16 protein-coding genes and 1 pseudogene are annotated in these 21,166 nt (G+C 43.3%); 5 read left to right on the forward strand and 12 right to left on the reverse strand.

What is annotated here, in order from left to right; genetic code table 11:
• Positions 1-94 precede the first annotated feature (94 nt).
• Positions 95-850: a DUF3825 domain-containing protein gene (locus ACTNES_RS12410; protein WP_441039478.1), complete on the reverse strand. Its 756-nt coding sequence runs from the start codon at positions 848-850 to the stop codon at positions 95-97.
• A gap of 358 nt (positions 851-1,208) precedes the next feature.
• On the opposite strand from ACTNES_RS12410, the gene ACTNES_RS12415 reads away from it, so the two are divergent.
• The 4 genes from ACTNES_RS12415 (at position 1,209) to rfbD (ending at position 5,649) form a co-directional block, all read left to right on the forward strand.
• Positions 1,209-2,390 carry a MerR family transcriptional regulator gene (locus ACTNES_RS12415; protein WP_216459461.1) on the forward strand — a complete coding sequence of 394 codons (1,182 nt, stop codon included), beginning with the start codon at positions 1,209-1,211 and terminating at the stop codon, positions 2,388-2,390.
• A gap of 225 nt (positions 2,391-2,615) precedes the next feature.
• Positions 2,616-3,512, forward strand: a complete 897-nt coding sequence (gene rfbA, locus ACTNES_RS12420; RefSeq protein WP_216459463.1) for a glucose-1-phosphate thymidylyltransferase RfbA — start codon at positions 2,616-2,618, stop codon at positions 3,510-3,512.
• A gap of 163 nt (positions 3,513-3,675) precedes the next feature.
• The gene (gene rfbB, locus ACTNES_RS12425) at positions 3,676-4,704 is read left to right on the forward strand and encodes a dTDP-glucose 4,6-dehydratase (RefSeq protein ID WP_441039480.1); all 1,029 of its coding nucleotides are present in this window, start codon (positions 3,676-3,678) and stop codon (positions 4,702-4,704) included.
• Positions 4,705-4,707: 3 nt separating this feature from the next.
• Positions 4,708-5,649, forward strand: coding sequence for a dTDP-4-dehydrorhamnose reductase (rfbD, locus tag ACTNES_RS12430; RefSeq protein ID WP_291804653.1), 942 nt, complete (start codon positions 4,708-4,710; stop codon positions 5,647-5,649).
• A 239-nt stretch (positions 5,650-5,888) separates the two neighbouring features.
• Here the strand turns inward: rfbD and ACTNES_RS12435 are convergent, their stop codons facing one another.
• Positions 5,889-7,853 carry a TRAP transporter permease gene (locus tag ACTNES_RS12435; RefSeq protein WP_291804651.1) on the reverse strand — a complete coding sequence of 655 codons (1,965 nt, stop codon included), beginning with the start codon at positions 7,851-7,853 and terminating at the stop codon, positions 5,889-5,891.
• 5 nt (positions 7,854-7,858) lie between these two features.
• Complete coding sequence (locus ACTNES_RS12440) at positions 7,859-8,860, reverse strand: TAXI family TRAP transporter solute-binding subunit (RefSeq protein WP_320812974.1); 1,002 nt, start codon at positions 8,858-8,860, stop codon at positions 7,859-7,861.
• A 189-nt stretch (positions 8,861-9,049) separates the two neighbouring features.
• Here ACTNES_RS12440 and ACTNES_RS12445 point away from each other — a divergent pair, with 189 nt between their 5' ends.
• The gene (locus ACTNES_RS12445; protein ID WP_291804647.1) at positions 9,050-9,664 is read left to right on the forward strand and encodes an AAA family ATPase; all 615 of its coding nucleotides are present in this window, start codon (positions 9,050-9,052) and stop codon (positions 9,662-9,664) included.
• Between the two features lie 205 nt (positions 9,665-9,869).
• Here the strand turns inward: ACTNES_RS12445 and ACTNES_RS12450 are convergent, their stop codons facing one another.
• The 9 genes and pseudogenes from ACTNES_RS12450 to ACTNES_RS12490 form a co-directional block, all read right to left on the reverse strand.
• On the reverse strand, positions 9,870-11,264 hold the full coding sequence (locus tag ACTNES_RS12450) for a glycine--tRNA ligase (protein ID WP_118508582.1): 1,395 nt from the start codon (positions 11,262-11,264) through the stop codon (positions 9,870-9,872).
• Positions 11,265-11,468: 204 nt separating this feature from the next.
• Positions 11,469-12,221, reverse strand: a complete 753-nt coding sequence (gene recO, locus ACTNES_RS12455; protein WP_291804640.1) for a DNA repair protein RecO — start codon at positions 12,219-12,221, stop codon at positions 11,469-11,471.
• Positions 12,222-12,411: 190 nt separating this feature from the next.
• Positions 12,412-13,320: a GTPase Era gene (gene era / locus ACTNES_RS12460; RefSeq protein ID WP_291817474.1), complete on the reverse strand. Its 909-nt coding sequence runs from the start codon at positions 13,318-13,320 to the stop codon at positions 12,412-12,414.
• Between the two features lie 28 nt (positions 13,321-13,348).
• Complete coding sequence (locus ACTNES_RS12465; RefSeq protein ID WP_291817471.1) at positions 13,349-16,273, reverse strand: insulinase family protein; 2,925 nt, start codon at positions 16,271-16,273, stop codon at positions 13,349-13,351.
• A 31-nt stretch (positions 16,274-16,304) separates the two neighbouring features.
• Positions 16,305-16,889 (reverse strand): DUF6553 family protein, encoded by a 585-nt coding sequence (locus ACTNES_RS12470; protein ID WP_291804633.1) that lies wholly within the window; start codon positions 16,887-16,889, stop codon positions 16,305-16,307.
• Positions 16,890-16,924: 35 nt separating this feature from the next.
• Entirely contained in the window at positions 16,925-18,040 is a 1,116-nt protein-coding gene (gene glf, locus ACTNES_RS12475; RefSeq protein ID WP_291804630.1) for a UDP-galactopyranose mutase, read from the reverse strand.
• Positions 18,041-18,282: 242 nt separating this feature from the next.
• A complete protein-coding gene (gene putP, locus ACTNES_RS12480) occupies positions 18,283-19,821 on the reverse strand; it encodes a sodium/proline symporter PutP (RefSeq protein WP_291817469.1) in 1,539 nt (512 codons plus the stop codon).
• Between the two features lie 275 nt (positions 19,822-20,096).
• Positions 20,097-20,708 carry a DUF5662 family protein gene (locus tag ACTNES_RS12485; RefSeq protein ID WP_291804626.1) on the reverse strand — a complete coding sequence of 204 codons (612 nt, stop codon included), beginning with the start codon at positions 20,706-20,708 and terminating at the stop codon, positions 20,097-20,099.
• A pseudogene (locus ACTNES_RS12490) lies at positions 20,686-21,166 on the reverse strand (Type II secretory pathway, pullulanase PulA and related glycosidase); the annotation flags it as partial. The gene ACTNES_RS12485 and the pseudogene ACTNES_RS12490, both read right to left, overlap by 23 nt.

Genomic DNA, 21,166 nt, shown 5'->3' on the forward strand with positions numbered 1-21,166 from the left:
CTTCTGCGTGTCAATATAGCAAAGCTTATCCTCTGTGTCAATCTGTTACTGTTCCTTCCGTGCCCAGTAACGTCTATCTTTCCTGTAGTCCATCTCAGGCAGATGGAGCACCCAGAAGCCAGCTTTTATCTACTCTGGCAAGAAGTCTGGCATTGTGATACGCTATCCGCAATGTCAGGCAGGTCCGGCCCAGATATTTGCTTCCATCGGGTGTCTTCATACATGCCAGTGCCAGATCCGGCCTGCCCGGGTGTCTCAGACAGATAGGGATCAGTAACTGGATAGAATGATTGTAATACTGCGGGATCGCAGTCTTATAATCTGCCTCCAGCATCCGTCTGGTCTGCTTCAGTGCCCCGTCAAACAGCTGCAGACGCATGCTGCTTTCCCGCACTTCTTTTGGCAGACGCGCTGCATTCTCTTCATCTCCGAATATGTGATCATACTGTGGGATGACCGGAAGCTTCGTGTCAAATACAAGATCTGACGGATTCTCTACATAGCTTGCTTTTTCCGGCAGACTGGTGATTCCTTCTTTTAATAAATAATATTCTGTGTAAAATCCATCCAGAAACCACGGCTGCCTGTCCGGAACCAGATTGGGAATAAAGTACGCATAGATCGGCTGATAATAGTAATTAAAGAGTCCTGTATTAAATATGGCATAATTCTTTCTCTCCCACACCTTCTGTTCTTCATAAAGGCGTTTAAATGTATGCTCCAGATATCCTTTCAGGATTCCGTTATCTTCTGTATCCGAAAAACTCCACTTCTCCGGCACCATCCTTGCCAGATTCTGGATCTGACGGTTATAATCACCGCAGTAAGTAAAATCGAATAAATTGATCATCAGGCTCCTCCTGTTCCTGCACCTTACATATTGTTCTCTCTTATATTATTGTATTTTGGAAAAATTGTGGCAGAACTGCCAGATTATGATTCGTATGGAAAATCTGTTTCCAGCATAGAAATATGCTGCTTTTGGTTCTTATTTAACATATCATATCTACAGTTAAAAGACAAGCATTAGTATCCTTCAAAAAAATCCAAAACTCCCCATTTCATGCACTGGCAGAGCCTGATGCTTGTAGGCTGACAGTAAACTGTGTTATACTCTATTCAGATTGAAAATCAATAAATGTAAAGCATTTATCTGTCATAATTTTCATTTGATAACAGAATTATTTTATTTAAAAGAAGGTTTTTGCATGAAAAAAGACGGCTACTACTCTTCCGGAGAATTTGCGCGGATGGCTCATGTAACGCTCCGTACCATCCGTTATTATGATAAACAGAATATCCTCAAACCCTCCTATGTGACAGAATCCGGGGCACGTTTCTACACAGATGAGGATTTCGCCAGACTTTCCCAGATCCTGCTTCTGAAATATCTGGGATTCTCTCTGGACGATATCCGGGAGATGACCATTGATGATTCGGATTATCATTTCATGGAGAACTCTCTGAACATTCAGCTGAAACTGGTGCGTGACCGCATCGAGCAGATGCAGCTGGTAGAAAAAGCAATCCAGGATACTACAGAAGCAATCCGCTCCCAACATGCCATTGACTGGAATCAAATGCTTGACCTGATCCATCTGACCGGCATGGAAAAGAGCATGAAGAATCAGTACCAGAATGCATCCAATATTTCTTCCCGTATCAATCTCCACAGTCTCTACTCCCAGAATAAGCAGGGATGGTTTCCATGGATTTATGAACAGTGCCACATTCAGCCCGGTATGCGGATTCTGGAATTAGGATGTGGCGACGGAGCTCTGTGGGCACAGAATATCCAGTTCCTTCCCCAGGATATTTCGGTTACACTTTCCGATCTGTCTTCGGGAATGCTCCGTGATGCCAGACGTGCCATCGGGCGAAAGGACAGCCGTTTCTCTTTTGAGGTATTTGACTGCGCAGAAATTCCTCATGAAGACTGCTACTTTGATCTGGTGATTGCCAACCATGTACTGTTTTACTGCGAGAATATTCCTGCTGTATGCAATGAGATCCGCAGGGTGCTTGTCCCGGGCGGCAGGCTTGTATGCAGTACTTACGGAAGCAGACATATGCAGGAAGTCAGTCAGCTGGTACAGAATTTCGACGACCGCATTGTCCTCTCTGCTGACAGACTGTATGAACGTTTCGGCAGAGAAAACGGAGCTGCGATACTGAATCCGTATTTTTCCCATATTTCCTGGGAATCCTATAAGGACTCCCTTCTTGTCCCGGATGCAGAACCGCTGATCTCCTATATTCTTTCCTGCCATGGAAACCAGAATCAGTATCTTCTGGACAGATATAAGGATTTCCGTGGATTCGTATCACGAAAAACAAAGGATGGCTTCTTCATTACAAAAGATGCAGGCATTTTTCTTTGTGAAAAATAACCAAATTTTAACTTTTTTGTAAAAAGCACTTGAAGGTGACCTTAGGTCACCTTTTATAATACAATCACCAAAGTCAGGAATATGTCGTAAATCAGCCTGACAATCCAGAAACCCGTTGAACCAGCCAGTATCGTAACAGTCTGATATTCCACTTATCATTTACACAGATAACTGACGAAATATCACCCTAACTACGTACTGACAAAATGAAAAAGGAGAATACAAATGAAAGGTATTATTTTAGCAGGCGGTTCCGGCACACGCCTCTACCCGCTCACCATGGTAACATCCAAGCAGCTTCTGCCAATCTATGATAAACCAATGATCTACTATCCAATGTCTGTACTGATGAACGCAGGGATCCGTGATATCCTGATCATCTCTACTCCACAGGATACCCCACGTTTCGAAGAACTTCTGGGTGACGGACATCAGTTTGGTGTTCATCTCACCTACGCCGTACAGCCAAGCCCGGATGGACTTGCACAGGCCTTTATCATTGGCGAGGAATTTATCGGTAATGACACAGTTGCCATGGTTCTTGGCGATAACATTTTCGCAGGACATGGTCTGAAGAAGAGACTTCAGGCTGCTGTACAGAATGCAGAATCAGGCGAAGGCGCTACTGTATTCGGATACTATGTAGATGATCCGGAGAGATTCGGCATTGTGGAATTTGACAAAGAAGGCAAGGCCATCTCTATTGAAGAGAAACCGGAACATCCGAAGAGCAATTACTGTGTAACAGGATTATATTTCTATGACAACCGTGTTGTAGAATATGCAAAGAATCTGAAACCAAGTGCCAGAGGCGAGCTTGAGATCACAGACCTCAACCGCATTTATCTGGAAAAAAACGAATTAAACGTTGAACTTCTCGGTCAGGGATTCACATGGCTGGATACCGGCACACATGAGAGCCTCGTAGAAGCCACAAACTTCGTAAAAACTATGGAAAGCCACCAGCACCGCAAGATTGGATGCCTGGAAGAGATCGCATATCTCAATGGATGGATCACAAAAGAGGATGTGCTGAAAGTTTATGAAGTACTGAAAAAGAACCAGTATGGCCAGTATCTGAAAGATGTACTGGATGGCAAATACCTGGATGTACTTCACTAATTGAATCAGAACCATCCTTCTGATTCTGCCGAAATTGTTTCTGCTAAACAGAATTTAAATCATTCGCCCCTAATACTTTCTCTCTGTAATCTGTCATCAGTTCCTTCTATGACAGATTACAGCAGAATACTTATATTATTTATAAAATTAAAGGAGAATCACAATGAATATTATCGTAACCGGCGGTGCCGGATTTATCGGAAGCAACTTTATTTTTCACATGTTAAAGAAATACCCGGACTATCGTATCATCTGTCTGGACTGCCTGACATATGCAGGAAACCTTTCCACTCTTGCTCCTGTTATGGACAACCCGAATTTCCGTTTTGTTAAGGAAAGCATCACAGACCGCGAAGCTGTTTACAAACTCTTCGAAGAAGAACATCCTGACATGGTTGTAAACTTCGCAGCAGAAAGCCACGTAGACCGTTCCATTGAAAACCCGGAAGTTTTCCTTACTACTAACATTATTGGTACTGCTGTCCTCATGGACGCATGCCGTAAATACGGAATCAAACGTTACCATCAGGTATCCACTGACGAAGTATACGGAGATCTGCCACTAGACAGACCTGACCTGTTCTTCACAGAGGAAACTCCGATCCACACCAGCAGCCCTTACAGCTCTTCCAAAGCTTCTGCAGACCTTCTGGTACTTGCTTACCACAGAACTTACGGACTGCCTGTATCCATCAGCCGCTGCTCCAACAACTACGGACCATATCATTTCCCGGAAAAACTGATTCCGTTAATGATCGCCAACGCATTAAATGACAAACCACTTCCAGTATACGGAACAGGCGAAAATGTTCGTGACTGGCTCTATGTAGAAGACCACTGCCGTGCCATCGACCTGATCATCCATAACGGACGTGTAGGCGAAGTTTACAATGTAGGTGGACACAATGAGATGACAAACATTGATATCGTTAAGATCATCTGCAAAGAACTCGGCAAACCAGAAAGCCTGATCACATACGTAGCAGACCGTAAAGGACACGATATGCGTTATGCGATTGACCCGACTAAGATTCACAACGAACTGGGATGGTTACCGGAAACTAAATTCGCAGACGGTATCAAGAAGACTATCAAATGGTATCTCGAGAACAAAGAATGGTGGGAAACTATCATCTCCGGTGAATACCAGAACTACTATGAAAAAATGTACGCACACCGCGGGGAGGCATAAATTATGAAAGTTTTTGTAACAGGTGTAGGCGGTCAGCTCGGACATGATGTTATGAATGAACTTGAGAAACGCGGCTATGAAGGTGTAGGAAGCGATATCGCTCCTTCCTACAGCGGAATTGCTGACGGTACTGCAGTTACCACAATGCCTTATGTACAGATGGATATCACTGATAAAGCTTCTGTAGAAAAAGTCATCAAAGAAGCAAAGGTTGATGCAGTGATCCACTGCGCTGCATGGACAGCTGTAGACGCTGCCGAAGATGAGGAAAATCAGCCGAAAGTCCGCCTTGTAAATGTAACCGGAACTCAGAATATCGCTGATGTCTGCAAAGAGCTCGACATCAAGATGCTGTATCTCTCTACTGACTACGTATTCGATGGTCAGGGAACTACACCATGGGAACCTGACTGCAAAGATTACAAGCCATTAAATGTCTATGGACAGACAAAACTGGACGGCGAGCTCGCTGTATCCGGCACTGTGGACAAATTCTTTATCGTACGTATCGCATGGGTATTCGGTAAGAACGGCAAGAACTTTATCAAAACTATGATCAATCTCGGAAAGACACATGATACCCTTTCCGTTGTAAACGATCAGATCGGTACTCCAACTTATACTTATGACCTGGCAAGACTTCTGGTAGATATGATTGAAACAGAGAAATACGGTTACTATCATGCAACCAATGAAGGAGGCTACATCAGCTGGTATGATTTCACAAAAGAAATCTTCCGTCAGGCTGCTGCCATGGGACATCCGGAATATCTCCCGGAAAATATGACTGTAAACTCTGTCACAACTGCTGAATACGGCGCATCCAAGGCTGCCAGACCATTCAACAGCCGCCTGGATAAGAGCAAACTGACAGCCAATGGCTTCACTCCTCTTCCAACCTGGCAGGACGCACTGGGACGTTATCTGAAAGAACTGGATTTCTAAATTATCTCAGTCGGAAATAAACAATCTGAAATTTATACAAAAGAATCCGTCGGAATATTTCCTAAATACTCTGGCGGATTTTTTATATTCTTCATAAAAACAACTCAGTTATCAAATATACAGTCAGGCGGATTTTCACAATCCATAATTTCTTCCTCTATATCCAAAGAAGTCCTCCGCGTCTATTTTCCCAATAGAAACAGAGGACTTTGCTAATTCAATTAAACCAATTAAACTTATTATGCTACAGCTTTATTCTGCTGCATTTTCTGCCATGCGCAGCCAGCCACGATAAGAAGGATTCCCACGATATCTGTCATAAGAGTCGGATCGATAAGCATCAGTCCTCCTACAGCCAGCATGATACGGATCAGTACCGGCATCTTTCGGAAGAGATAACCTTCCAGTGATGCTGACAGACCAAATACACCAATCAGTGAAGTGATAAAGATCTGAACTACACTGACAGCAGTAGTATCGATCAGAAGCATAGACGGATTAAAGCAGAATACATATGGTACGATAAATACTGCGATAGCCAGTTTTGAAGCTGTAAATGCGGTCTTCATCGGATTTGACTTGGCAATCGCGGAACCCGCATAAGCAGCAAGTGCTACCGGCGGTGTGATATCTGCTACAATACCAAAATAAAATACAAAGAAGTGAGCTGCCAGGATCGGCACTCCCATACGAACCAGAATCGGCGCACAGGTTGCTGCCATGATACAGTAGTTCGCAGTTGTCGGAACACCCATACCAAGTACGATGCAGCAAAGCATTGTAAGGAACAGTGCAATGATCAGTCTTCCGTTTGCAACACCGATGATTCCGTTGATCAGGTCATTTGCAAGACCAGTCATAGTGATGGAACCGGAAATAATACCTGCAACACCGCAGGCTACTGCTACGGAAATAACGCCTCTTCCGCCTGCTTCCAGAGCGTCCAGGCACTTTGTAACACTGATCCTGTTCTCTTTGTCAAACAGACTTACCACGATAGAAAGAATAATCGCATAACTTGCAGCTTTCTGCATAGTCATATAGTTTCCAGATACCCAGACAACCAGCATAACCAGAGGTAATAACAGGTAAATCTTACGGATCAGGATCTTGAATACAGGAAGTTCTTCTTTCGGAATACCGGAAAGTCCAAGTTTCTTGGCTTCCAGATGTACTGCGATAAAGATTCCAGCAAAATACAGAATCGCCGGCAGAATCGCTCTGACAATAATCTGTGAATACGAAACACCTACAAAGTCAGCCATCAGGAATGCTGCAGCTCCCATGATCGGAGGCATGATCTGTCCACCAGTAGAGGAAGCAGCCTCAACAGCACCGGCAAACTCTGGTTTATATCCTGTTTCTTTCATCATAGGGATGGTAACGGAACCTGTGGTAACTGTATTACCTACAGAAGAACCGGAAACCATTCCGCAGAGTGCAGAACTGATAACTGCTACTTTTGCAGGACCACCTGCATATTTTCCGGCTACGCAGTTTGCAAGCTGGATAAAGAAATTGGAGATTCCTGTTCTCTCAAGGAACGCACCAAAGATAATAAACACTACAATATACTTGGAGCATACATTCACCGGTGTGGAGAAAATACCTTCTTTTGTATAGAAGAGGTTACGCACCAGGAATTTCACTCTGCCAAAGAATGCCGGATTGGTAAGTCCTACAGCTAATGCATAGATCAGGAAAAATCCTGCTACGATCAGAATTGGAAGACCAACGCATCGTCTGGTAAGCTCAACCAGTGCCAGAATACCAACAATACCGATAATGATCTGATAAGTTTCAAATCTGGTACCCTGATTAATGATCTTATTTGCATTAAAAGTGAAATACAGAAACGCTCCTGTGCCAAGCAGCATAAAAATAATATCGCCGATCGGCATATAGTTCTCTCTGATATCACCCTTTTTTGCAGGATAAGTCAGAAATCCGATCAGAACGATCAGTCCAAGGAAAGAAGTCAGTCGGATTTCTTCCAGGAATGTTGCAAAAAGTGTTACATAAATACACCATAATGAAAATGCAATCAGAATTCCGCGGACAGCCAGTTTATATTTTCCGGTCCATACACGGACATTTGACTCACGGTCATATTTCTTCATAACCGCATCTACATCTGCTTCACTGACAGCATCTGTCTGTCCTGCCGGGGATGTATTTACTTTTTTACTCTTATTTTCTTTCATACCGGCTATTCCCCTTTCGTGTCAACTGTGATTCCGTGCTCTGCATAGTAACGTGCAGCGCCTTCATGGAATGGTATTGTCATACCCGTAGTGGCATTCTCCAGGGAAAGCTCCGCCCCTTTTGCATTCTCGGATACGATCTCATCTGCATGATCAAAAATAGCAGCAGTCATATCGTAAACAATATCATCATCCAGGCTCTCAGATACAACGATCGTAGCTTTAACGGTAATGGTCTCTACCGGTTCATCCTGTCCCGGATAAGTACCTGCCGGAATCTGATAGGTGGTATAATACGGACAACTGTTCAGAATGGTATCACGGATTTCTCCGTCAATATTGATCAGATATACTCCATTGGTCGTCGCAAGCTCTGTGATTGCTGTTGTAGGCGCTCCCGCAACAACAAATGCTGCATCGATCTTTCCATCCTTTAATGATTCTTTACTGTCTTCAAAGGAAAGATACTGCGGATGGATGTCATCAAGAGTAATTCCTCCTGCATTTAAAACATCCAGCGCATTGAAATATACACCTGAGTTTCCCGCACCGATGGATACGCTCTTGCCTTTCAGATCTGCTACTGTCTTGATGTCAGGATCCATGGTAAACAACTGCACCGTCTCTGCATAAAGACCGCCCAGGGTTCTGAAATCATGGGTTGCTCCATCCTGCTCGAAAGCTCTTACGCCGTTCCATGCATAGGCCATTACGTCAGACTGTACAAATCCAAGCTGGAAATCTCCATCCTGCACGGACTGCAGATTGGCTTTCGATCCACCTGTGGAAACAGCTGTAACCTTGGTATCTGTATTATTCGTAATATACTGGGCAAGTACGCCGCCGTAAGAATAATAAGTACCTGCAGTACCGCCTGTACCAAATGTCAGTCGGGTCTTACCCTGTCCACATCCGCTCAGAAGGCTGACTGCAAGAGCCAGGGATACAACCAGGCCAACGATCCGGCCTGCTTTTCTTTTACTTCCGAAAAGCTCTTTTTTTCTCATAGATTCATCTCCTTCTCCTCTAGCAATTCTCAAAAATAATGCATTTAATCCCGAGGATTGCTATGAATTTTATATATATCTTAAAAATTATATCATATTTCACCAAAAATGAAAATATTTATTGAAGATTGTTATAAAAAACGTTACAATAAAATAAAGAAAAAACACACCCATATGGAGGTAATTACTATGGCTAAACGAATATATCCGATCATCACAATCAGCCGTGAATTCGGTGCCGGCGGACACAGTGTTGGAAAAGTACTCTCAGAACATCTCGGCATCCCTTATTATGACAAAGATTTCGTAAAAGAAACTGCTGCCAGAAGCGGATATTCTGAGGAAGATATTGAACGTGAAGGCGAAACTTTAAGCCGCAGTGCAAAAATTCTGGATAATTTCCTGGGTAATTCCATGAACTATTCCAGTTCCCATGATGCCATTTTCCGTGCACAGAAAGAACTGGTTCTTCACCTCGCACAGCAGGACTGCATTCTGATCGGACGCTGTTCCAACCTGATCCTGCGTGAGGCAGGTATCCCAAGTCTGAATGTTTTTCTTCATGCAGATGTTGATACCCGTACTGCACACATCGAGAAGTTAGGATTAAACGGCAAAGAAGATCCACGCAAGTATCTGAACAAGATTGACGATATGCGCGAAACCTATTTCAAAACCTATACCAAACACGATCTTGGCAGTTACCATGATTATGATCTCTGCCTGGATACCGGAACTCTGGGATATGATGCCTGCATCGATATTATCGAAAAACTCGCCCGCCAGAAAGCACAAAAAGACTGATATCATACATAAACATTGGGAGTTATTACAGACAGATGGGAATTTCATCTGCAGAGCAATAACTCCTTTTAAGTCAGGTGGATGTCTTCCATCTTCACTCAGTAAAAAAGACAAAGATGCCGTTAACCATTATTTTAATGATTCAACGACACCTTTGTCTTATGTTTTAATATCTTATTTTATTTTCCAGACATTTCTGACTGATTTAGAATGTAAACTTATCTGCAAAATATGCATCCAGTTCATCAATCTTCACACGAACCTGCTCCATTGTGTCACGGTCACGGATAGTAACTGCTCCATCGTTCTCAGACTCGAAATCGTATGTTACGCAGAACGGAGTACCGATCTCATCCTGTCTTCTGTAACGTTTACCGATGTTTCCACGGTCATCATATTCACAGTTATATTTCTTGCTTAACTGCTGATAAATCTTCTCTGCGCCCTCATTAAGTTTCTTGGAAAGAGGAAGCACACCGATCTTAACAGGTGCAAGTGCCGGATGGAAATGAAGAACTGTACGAACGTCATTCTTCTCTGCATCCAGAACTTCCTCATCATATGCGCTGCACAGGAATGCAAGTACCACACGGTCAGCTCCCAGTGACGGCTCGATTACATATGGGATATATTTCTGTTTCTTCTCATCATCAAAGTATGTCAGATCCTGTCCGGATACGTTCTGATGCTGTGTCAGGTCATAGTCTGTTCTGTCAGCGATTCCCCACAGCTCGCCCCATCCGAATGGGAAGAGGAACTCTACGTCTGTAGTAGCCTTGCTGTAGAAGCTTAACTCTTCTGCATCATGGTCACGGTAACGAACTTCTTCATCCTTAAGACCAAGAGAATGTAACCAGTTCAGGCAGAAGCTCTTCCAGTATGCAAACCACTCAAGGTCTGTATCCGGTTCGCAGAAGAATTCAAGTTCCATCTGCTCGAATTCACGTGTACGGAATGTGAAGTTACCCGGTGTGATCTCGTTACGGAAGGATTTACCGATCTGACCGATACCAAACGGGATTTTCTTACGGGATGTTCTCTGAACATTCTTGAAGTTTACGAAAATACCCTGTGCTGTTTCAGGTCTTAAATATACTGTGTTCTTAGCATCCTCTGTTACACCCTGGAATGTCTTGAACATCAGGTTGAACTGGCGGATATCTGTAAAGTTATGTTTGCCGCATGTCGGGCATGGTACATTGTGATCTTTAATGAAGTTCATCATCTCTTCCTGAGACCATCCGTCTACAGAGCTCTCAAGTTCAATACCGTTCTCCTGGCTGAAATCTTCGATGATCTTATCTGCACGGAAACGTTCGTGACATTCCTTACAGTCCATCAGCGGGTCAGAGAAGCTTCCCAGATGTCCGGATGCTACCCATGTCTGCGGATTCATCAGGATCGCACAGTCAACACCTACGTTGTATGGAGATTCCTGAATAAATTTCTGCCACCATGCACGTTTTACATTATTCTTTAATTCTACACCGAGATTACCATAATCCCATGTGTTTGCAAGACCTCCGTAAATCTCAGAGCCCGGATAAACAAATCCTCTTGCTTTTGCCAGAGCTATGATTTTGTCCATTGTTTTTTCCATCACAATTCTCCTCGTTCTTTTTTATAAAATAGGTACACAGCTATCGTCTAATATACAAACAATAACCGCCAACGTAACTACTCATTTTATCAGATCTGACAGGTCTCTGCAGTCAGATCCAAATCCTTAATTAGTTCGGTTAACACAATGAATAGCTACAACTAAAGCCATTATACCTGTAACTCTTTCCTTTTTCAAGGTATCTCAGCTCATTATTTCCAGAATTTCCAGACTTTTAAACCGTTTTTCTGTGTTTGCAGCCACATACGTGTGGATATGACGTTCCAGTTCATAGAGAACTTCTTCTGTTACAGCAAAGGTATACAGCTTGCCAAGAGACGCCGTTACTATGTACTGCATGGCATACAGGGCAGGCGCAGAAATTCTCTTTGCGTCATTTACCTGCCCAAGGCAATGCTTATCCAGTATTCCATGATTCTGCTGGGAAAAGAAAAGTTCCTCCCCCTCCACCGGCTGTCTTTCACAGCACACACAGTTAAACAGAGAAGGGCACAGTCCCTGTGCTGCCATCATGCGAAGTTCAAAAATACACCGCACCAGTCTGTCCTCAATATGAGGATTCAGCAATGCCTTCACCGTTACATACAGAAGGTTCATGGCTTCCTTCTCATCTGTTCCTTCCTGTCCGAAATAATCTGCCAGTTCCAGAAAATAATATCCGTAATAGATACCCGGCTGTTCACTGGCCAGTTCCACAAAATGATGAGTAATGGATGCCTGGTTCAGATTATAGCTGGAACGCCCTTCATAAAGGGTAAAGATTCCGAATACAAAGGGATTCGCTACTGCCAGAAACGGGCTGTTTGGCCGGCGTGCCCCTTTTGCAAAGGCTGAAATCTTTCCCCGTTCTCTGGTAAGAAGGACGATCCGTTTATCATATTCTCCTACAGGCATGGCAGAGAGTACCACTCCCTGCACAGTTATTAAATCACTCATTCCATCTGCTTCCTGACTATTGTTTTCTCATTTTAAGGATTGCTATAATATCTGCAATCAATTCAGGCAGTCTCAGTAATGGCCCAGACTGCCTGCAGATAATTTATTGTCTTATATCAAAATTTGCACGTAACTTTACCATTAGCTTTATCGTCTGATCAGATTTCCGTATTATCAGATTTCCGTATTATCAGATTTCTTTTTTATCGTAACCGAAGTTCTTGATAAGGAAGTCGCTATCTCTCCAATCTTTCTTTACTTTGACCCAGAGTTTCAGATTGACTTTTGATTCCAGCATACGTTCGATCTCATATCTGGCGTTGCTGCCGATTTTCTTCAGCATGGCTCCTTGTTTACCGATGATGATTCCCTTATGAGACTCTCTCTCGCAAATGATCGTTGCATCAATATCTACGATTGGTTTCTTGCCCGGACGTGTTTTCATCTGGTCGATGGCAACAGCAATACCGTGCGGAATTTCCGCATCCAGTGCATGAAGTGCCTTCTCACGGATCACCTCTGCCACAATCTGACGCTGCGACTGGTCTGTAACTGTATCTTCATCATAGAACATCGGACCGTACGGCAGATATTTTAAGATACATCCAATAATATCCTCTGTATTCTGTCCTCTCAGAGCAGAGCACGGAATGATCTCTGCGAAATCACATACCTTGCGGTAAGTATCGATCGCAGGAAGGATTTCTTCCTTTGAAACTGTATCGATCTTATTAATGATCAGAATGACCGGCACACCGATATTCTGAAGCTGTTCCGCAATATGACGCTCTCCTGCACCGATAAAGGTACTTGGCTCTACCAGCCACATAATAGCATCTACTTCTTTTAAAGTTCTCTCAGCCACCTGAACCATATATTCGCCCAGCTTATTCTTTGCCTTATGGATACCAGGGGTATCAAGGAATACGATCTGTCCCTCATCACAGGTATAAACTGTCTGGATACGGTTTCTGGTTGTCTGTGGTTTCTTGGATGTGATAGCGATTTTCTGACCGATCAAATGGTTCATCAGAGTTGATTTACCAACATTCGGACGTCCAATGATCGCTACAAATCCGGATTTAAAATTCTCGTTCATTCTATCTTTTTCCTTATATTTTATACTTTTAGCCGTTGATCAGTGATTTCACTTCCATCAGTAGATCAGAAGCTTCAGATACCTTGCTCTCACTTCCCACCACGCAGATCTGATCTGCTGCCAGGATTGCTTCGATGATCTCAGTCAATGCATGGATATCTTCTACAGATGCGTTAAGGATCTGATCACGTTCCTTCTGGAGCATCTCTTCTGTCACACCGCAGAAATATGCATTTCTGGAAACAGTCCCTTTCATCTGAGGGGTCTTCGGCACATCCTTGCCACTGATGGTTCCGATAATATATTTCGTCATATCACGCTCATCAGCCTGGAAGTTTCTCACATAATCCGGAATTCCTTTATATACATCCAGAGTACGTTTCAGATGCGGATCACGATAAGACACCAGATAGCTCTCACCATTTCTCTTAAATCCGCTCATGCAGCCATATGCGCCGCCCTTTACGCGAAGATTGATCCACAGATAGTCATAGCTTAAGATAACCTTCAGGATCTCAAGTGCACCTGTATATTCCAGACCTTTCTTCTTAAAGTTACCTGTCTGTGCCACATACTGTACCTGTCCTGAAGTCTTGAATCCTTCATTCTTCTTTGTGCAGATCAGTTTATCCTGATATTTCTCTACAGGTTCTGTGCAGAGTGCTGCTTTTACTTCTGCAGCAAACTTCTCAACCGCTTCCAGAGACTCTCTCTCTCCTGTATAGCTGATCATAAAGTTCTCCGGACGGAAGATTTCTTTCATCAGTCTGCGAAGTTCCTCTACGATCTCGTCTTTTCTCTGGTCAAAATCTTTCTCAAGTTTCTCGATAAACTGATAATATCCGATTCCAGCCATCTCATCCTGGAATGCTGCCATAGGAGAAGAATAAGCAGTTGCTCTCAATACAGCAGTAGAATGTCCGGCACCTGTCAGGCTGACCTGTGCACGTGATTTCACAGAAGCAATGATCTCATAGAGACGCTTGGTATCTTCCAGTTTAGAAGTATTCAGGATTTCCTGGATCATATGGAACAGGAATTCCATCTTTGAGTAAAGCGCTTTTCCTCTTACAGAAAACATTGCCTGAAATTCTTCCGTTGAATCTGCTCTGTCAAATACCTCTACACCGCAGTTGATACCACCTGTATTGGCATTGATCTCATTAAACAGCTCGCCGTATGTGTAATCCTTTGTATCTACATATCCAAGTACGGACTTCAAAAGTCCCAGATACGGGATCTGCTCCGGTGCAATGCTGTCTGTCTTAAACATCATGTCCACATATCCGATGCCGTTTGTGCATACATCATGATAAAGAAACAGACTGTCATCTACGGATAATTCCTCATTTACAAACTTTCCGGCTTCTTTCTTAATGTCACTTCTCTTCAGCATCGGGATGCACTCCAGTGCTTCAGGATCTTCTTCTGCCTCCTGATATGCTTCCAGTGCTCTGGTCTTCTCAACCATTGCATTTAATTCTTCCTCTGAAAGGCTGCTTCTGTAAGCTTCCAGTTTCTCTTCCAGTTCTTTCTCACGCTGGGCTGCCAGACCTTTCTTCGGCAGAAGCGTCAGAACACAGCCATGCGGGTTCTCAAGAAGATATTTGCGTATCAGTTCCTCGAAATATCCCTCATTGACTGCCTTCTTCAGATTCTCAAATACTGTAAGCTGCTGTACCTGTGCAAAAGGATTTCCCTTCTCATACAGCCAGTCTCCCAGGATATCCAGACCATACATCAGTCCCTTTGGATAAGAGGAGAAGTCTGCTTCACGGTAACGGAATTCAAAATAATTAATTCCTGCTTCCACTGCCTTCTTATCAATTCCGTTCTCAACGATATCTCCTAGCACCTGTCTGATCACAGATACAAATTCTTCTTTTTTGTCCGGATTGGAACCCTTTGCGATCACTGTAAAATATGGCTGGAGAATGCCGTCATCATAAGAGCCATAGACATCCTTACCCACTTTTGCATCCAGAAGTGCCTGCTTCAACGGTGCTCCCGGTGCACTTAACAGTGCGTAGTCCAACACCTCAAATGCCATTGCCATCTGGCTGTCTGCAGCATTTCCGGCAACCATATTGTAGGAAAGATAAGTATTATCTTCTTCGCTCTCGTTCTCAGCAACCGGATACTCCAGCTCCACATCCTGGCATGCTGCAAATGCTTTCTGCTCTTCAATAGCAGAATCTACATCCAGATGCTCGAAATTGGACAGATAATGCTCATCCAGGAATGCCAGTTTCTCTTCCATATCCATATTTCCATACAGGTAAATGTAGCTGTTGGATGGATGATAGTAAGTTCTGTGGAAATTCAGGAAATTCTCATAAGTCAGATCCGGAATGTTCTTCGGATCACCACCTGATTCACATCCATAAGTAGTATCAGGGAAAAGGTGATTCATGATCTCACGTTCCAGAACTTCATCCGGCGAAGAGAATGCTCCCTTCATCTCGTTATATACAACACCATTGTATTTCAGTGGTCCTTCCGGCTGTTCCAGATGATAGTTCCAGCCTTCCTGACGGAAAATCTCTTCTCTTTTATAGATATTCGGATAGAATACCGCATCCAGATAAACATGCATCAGATTCTGGAAATCCTGATCATTGCAGCTTGCTACAGGGTAGCAGGTTTTGTCCGGATAAGTCATTGCATTCAGAAATGTGTTCAGAGATCCTTTTACCAATTCCACAAAAGGATCTTTAAGTGGAAATTCCCTGGATCCGCAGAGTACGCTGTGCTCCAGGATATGCGCAACACCTGTACTGTCCTTAGGCGGTGTACGGAATGCGATATTAAATACTTTGTTCTCATCATCATTCTCGATCAGCATGACTCTGGCACCTGTTTTCTTATGACGCAGAAGCCAGCCTTTTGAATGAATATCTGTCAATTTCTCTTCTTTCACAACTTCATAAGCTGTCAGATTCTCTTTGTTCATGTCTGCCTCCAGTTATTTTGTCTCAGTTAAATCAGATTCCGCCTTCTCCCGGAAAATGGGCTTCGTAGGCTTCCCTTGCTGCTCTTGTGATAATATCAAGTTCTTCCTGCATATTGATATTACCCGGAAGTACAACTGCTGTCTCGTATACATCTTTCTGAAGCTTATTCTTTACATTCTGCTCCCCTAACGGTACGATTCCGCATAATGTTGAGCCATAAGTCTTATCCTTCTCACAGATTTCCATGTAAGTTTTTACCATATGGCAACATTCTCTGTAAAGAAGTTCTCTGTGAAGTTCACTCTTCTCCTGAATCTCTTTAAACTTCATTTTTTCCAGATTCTTTACGATTTCTTTGCGTGCACCCCTGGCACCAAAAAATCTGCCGCCTGCATCTTTGTTGTATTCCATTGCCATCCAAAGTGCCAGATATCCGTCTGCACGTGTATTAGGACCTGCCTCTGACGGACCGCCGTAGCGGATTTCCCATAATTCCTTTCGAATCGCATTCGCCTCATCATCCTCGCCTGCGGCAATAGACTGGTCGAGAAACATTTTTCTCTTCATCGGGTCATACTCTCTGTAATAAAGAGCAAGTGTTGGTGTATCTGTCATAACTTTATCCTCTCAGGTTATTCTTCTTTATCTGCTCACGGCTCTTCGTAAGTAAGCTCTGTCTCTGCAAGTGTAAGTGCTTCTTCGATCACCTGATCCATATCCATATAACGATACATGCCAAGTCTTCCGCCGAAGATCACATTCTTCTCCTCTAATGCACGGCGTTCATATTTATCAAACAGTTCACTGTTCTTCGGATCATTTACCGGATAATACGGTTCTTTTCCCTTCTCCCATGCAGCCGGATACTCTCTGGTGATCACGGTCTTCGGCTGAGTACCGAATTCAAAATGCTTATGCTCGATAATTCTTGTATACGGAACTTCATAATCTGTATAGTTTACAACTGCATTTCCCTGATAGTTGCCCATATCCAGCACTTCTGTCTCAAATCTTAAGGATCTGTACTCCAGTTCTCCGTAACAATAGTCATAGAACTGATCGATCATACCTGTAAAGAGTACTTTATCAGCCTGCGCAGTCAGTTCCTCTCTGTTTGCAAAGAAATCAGTATTCAGGCATACCTGTACACCTTCAAGAAGTTTCTTCACAATACGTGTATAGCCACCTTTCGGGATTCCCTGATAAGGATCCTTAAAGTAGTTATTATCATAAGTATAACGCAAAGGCAGTCTTTTTATGATAAATGCCGGCAGATCTTTACACTCTCTGCCCCACTGTTTTCTGGTGTAACCCTCTACCAGTTTCTCATATACATCCTGACCAACCAGTGCAAGTGCCTGCTCTTCCAGGTTCTTCGGATGTGTGATGTGCATTCTTGCGATCTGTCCCTGGATCTTCGCCTTTGCTTCTGCAGGAGTACGAACTCCCCAGAGCTGGTGGAAGGTATTCATATTAAACGGCAGATTGTATAATTCATCTTTGTAAACTGCAATCGGTGAGTTTACGAAATGATTGAATTCCGCAAACTGGTTAATGTAATCCCATACCTGTTTTCTGGAAGTATGGAAAATATGCGCACCATATCTGTGCACCTGAATTCCCTCTACTTCTTCTGTGTAAATATTTCCGCCGATGTGGTCTCTTTTGTCAATCACAAGGCATGTTTTTCCCCGTCTTGTAGCCTCATGTGCAAATACTGCTCCAAAAAGGCCTGCTCCAACTATCAGATAATCATATTTCTTCATGTCCGACACCTTCTTCTTATAAATTTTAAGAGAAACTACTCTTTTTCCCCTCGGGTCTTCCCTGATCCGAATCATGTAAATAATTTCATCTGCACGATTCATTCAAACGGATAAAATCATTCGCTTCGCTACTTGCTCATAACCAAATAACTGCTCCGCAATTTGATTAAAAAAGCAGTAACGCTTTTTTTGCGCTACTGCCATTATAACAAATTCATCCGAAAATGGATAGTCTTTCTATTCTATTTTCTTCCTGCAACCTCATCGAACACATCTGTGATTTCTTTGGACGGTGCCTTGGTAGCAAGACTGAAGATCACGATCATAACAAGACTGACCACAAATCCTACTGCCAGTGAATAAAGTCCTGTATAAGAACCAAGTGTCTGTCCCGAAATAAGCGGTATGTAATCCCAGATAATAACGGTAAGACCGCCGGAAACAATACCTGCAACTGCACCTGCCAGATTTGTTCTTCTCCAGAACAGAGACATCACTACAGTCGGACCAAATGCTGAGCCAAGGCCAGCCCATGCATTAGATACCAGTCCCATGATACTGCTGTTCGGATTCCACGCAATAACAAATGCAACAACAGAAACTGCAATAACAGTAAATCTGGCAACCGTCAGGATTTCTTTGGAATCCGCATCTTTCTTGATAAACTGATGATATAAATCCTCAGAAGCCGCAGAGGCAGTTACCAGAAGCTGTGAATCTGCAGTGGACATGATCGCCGCCAGAATACCGCAGAGGAAAATACCTCCGATAAACGGCAGTGCCAGATCTGTGGAAAACAGTTTGTTAATCATCTCGATAAATACACTCTCTGCAGAAGATGCTCCCTCTTCTCCCAGTACAGCCGGAAGCAGATATGCACGTCCCACAATACCGATGAAACATGCTGCTGTCAGGGAAAGAATATCCCATACGATCGCGATCACACTGGATTTCTTTAACTCCTGCTCATTCTTTACAGCCATAAAACGGGTCAGAATATGAGGCATGCCGCAATATCCAAGTCCCCATGCAAGCTGAGAAAAGATTTCAATAAATGTATATGGACGTTCTCCATTCTCAAAAGGATTCAGGAAAGCTGCTGCGCCTCCCGGTGCACCGCTCTGTGTCAGAAGATCTGTCAGATTTCCGCTTAATGTAAAGTAAGCAACCAGCGGAACGATCAGAAGACCGATCAGCATCAGTGTTCCCTGTACAAAGTCCGTTACACATACTGCCATAAATCCACCCATGAATGTATAGCAGAGAATAACTGCTGCTCCGATTGCAAGAGCTACATGATAATCAATTCCAAATACAGTATTAAAAAGCTTACCGCCTGCTGCCAGCGCAGAAGCTGTATACACCAGGAAAAAGATTACAATTACAATAGATGAAAGTAATAACAGGGTTCTCTTTTTATCCTGGAATCTGTTCTCGAAATATGCCGGGATCGTAAGGGAATTGTTTGCTGCGATCGTATATTTACGCAGTCTGTGTGAAATACAGACCCAGTTCAATACAGTTCCGATAAATAAACCTACTGCGATCCAGATCTGTCCGGTTCCCAGAGAATAAATCGTTCCCGGAAGTCCCATCAGAAGCCATCCGCTCATGTCTGATGCCTGTGCAGACAGAGCTGCTACCCATGCATTCAATCCACGTCCGCCCAGGAAATAATCCTCTGAGCTGTTTGTTTTCTTCATATAGACCACACCGATGACTATCATGAATAACAGATAGACTACAAATGCGGACAATATGATCATTGTTGTACCACTCAAATTTACTCCTCCTTTTTATTCTTAAAATACACTCCGGATCTGTCCGGAGCATTTTCATATAACAGATATAAAAGAACTTTCCCTATTTCTGTTACATATTTACTTCGCAGAAATATGATACAGTTATTTTCTGCACGGCAAAAAAGTAACCGCGTACTTCTACCGTACCCGGTTACTTTACCATATTACCTTATCATCACGCAAGTATATTTCCCAAATTTTGGTATTTTTTTACCTGAACTATATTTTTACACCAAAATCCGCTGTCCTGTCAATCAGAAATTTATCTGTTCCTGCTTTTTCAGATTCTTTCCTGCATGTCTGCTTTTTCTTAATGCTCTGAATTTGGTTCTGTCTTTTTTCAGATAAACATTCTTAATATAAGAGATCAGAACTTCTTCTCCACGGTCATCCAGGATCCGCAGAAGCCCCTCCAGGTCTCTCTTTGTCTTCGGATGGATAAACCACAGTTTTTCCTTGCCTTTCAGGTAATACTGAAGAGGCTGGTGCTGATCATATTTGTCACCCAGATAATTTCTGGAAGCACTAATCCTGTCCATCACCATCTCTGCGATATACTTTCTCGGCATTGGCACGCCGTTGATGATATGTTCATCCCCCGGCACATAGTCCACCCAATACTCAAAATGATGTTTATTTCTGCCCTTGTGATGCAGCCAGGACTTTGACATACCTGTCTCCTCACGTTCTGCATTGTTCGGGCTTCTGTCACCCTGATAGTATTTACATCCTACCAGAAATTCCACAGGTGCATACTTTGACAGGTCATGAAGCAGTCCCTGTTTATATAAACCTGCCCGGAAGCAGTAATGCATAACAAGCAGCTTATGTCTGGTTATTGTCTTAAAGTGCAGCCACGGATGCATCTTTCTTCTCCTCCTCTACTGCCAGCAGCACCACAATGGTACGTGGTCCAATTTCCAGTTTCTTACTGTATTTCTCTTCACTTTCATCCAGAAATCCATTCTCTTTTACTGCACTGGTGTCGATTACTTTCTTCCAGTGCTTATGTCCCAGATTCGGCAGGGCAAACTCCCTGGTTTCCCAGTGAAAATTATACGCAATATAAACAGACTCATCCTCACTGCCGTCAGCTTTCTGTGCATAGGCACCATAATACATGATCCCCAGCAGTCTGGAAGTATTTTCTGCATTTAAATACCATGCCCGTTCTCCATGAAGGGAAACATCCGGCAGACCTTTGGTCTTGTAATCCACGCCTCTCATCTCCTCCGGCACATGAAGGATCGGATGCTCCCTGCGAAAAGCAATCGCCTGTTTTACAAACTGGAGCATTTTCTCATTCTTTTTTATGCCTTTCCAG

Source organism: Blautia sp. HCP3S3_D9, assembly GCF_052063845.1.
Taxonomy (GTDB): Bacteria; Bacillota; Clostridia; order Lachnospirales; family Lachnospiraceae; genus Blautia_A.

Coding starts and splice junctions, on each gene's coding strand:
- ACTNES_RS12470 (WP_291804633.1), bottom strand. CDS start 16,889: ATGACAGATACACCAACACTTGCTCTTTATTACAGAGAGTATGACCCG.
- ACTNES_RS12410 (WP_441039478.1), bottom strand. CDS start 850: ATGATCAATTTATTCGATTTTACTTACTGCGGTGATTATAACCGTCAG.
- ACTNES_RS12465 (WP_291817471.1), bottom strand. CDS start 16,273: ATGAACAAAGAGAATCTGACAGCTTATGAAGTTGTGAAAGAAGAGAAA.
- rfbB (WP_441039480.1), top strand. CDS start 3,676: ATGAATATTATCGTAACCGGCGGTGCCGGATTTATCGGAAGCAACTTT.
- ACTNES_RS12485 (WP_291804626.1), bottom strand. CDS start 20,708: ATGCATCCGTGGCTGCACTTTAAGACAATAACCAGACATAAGCTGCTT.
- ACTNES_RS12435 (WP_291804651.1), bottom strand. CDS start 7,853: ATGAAAGAAAATAAGAGTAAAAAAGTAAATACATCCCCGGCAGGACAG.
- glf (WP_291804630.1), bottom strand. CDS start 18,040: ATGAAGAAATATGATTATCTGATAGTTGGAGCAGGCCTTTTTGGAGCA.
- recO (WP_291804640.1), bottom strand. CDS start 12,221: ATGAGTGATTTAATAACTGTGCAGGGAGTGGTACTCTCTGCCATGCCT.
- ACTNES_RS12450 (WP_118508582.1), bottom strand. CDS start 11,264: ATGGAAAAAACAATGGACAAAATCATAGCTCTGGCAAAAGCAAGAGGA.
- ACTNES_RS12440 (WP_320812974.1), bottom strand. CDS start 8,860: ATGAGAAAAAAAGAGCTTTTCGGAAGTAAAAGAAAAGCAGGCCGGATC.
- era (WP_291817474.1), bottom strand. CDS start 13,320: ATGAACGAGAATTTTAAATCCGGATTTGTAGCGATCATTGGACGTCCG.
- ACTNES_RS12445 (WP_291804647.1), top strand. CDS start 9,050: ATGGCTAAACGAATATATCCGATCATCACAATCAGCCGTGAATTCGGT.
- rfbA (WP_216459463.1), top strand. CDS start 2,616: ATGAAAGGTATTATTTTAGCAGGCGGTTCCGGCACACGCCTCTACCCG.
- rfbD (WP_291804653.1), top strand. CDS start 4,708: ATGAAAGTTTTTGTAACAGGTGTAGGCGGTCAGCTCGGACATGATGTT.
- ACTNES_RS12415 (WP_216459461.1), top strand. CDS start 1,209: ATGAAAAAAGACGGCTACTACTCTTCCGGAGAATTTGCGCGGATGGCT.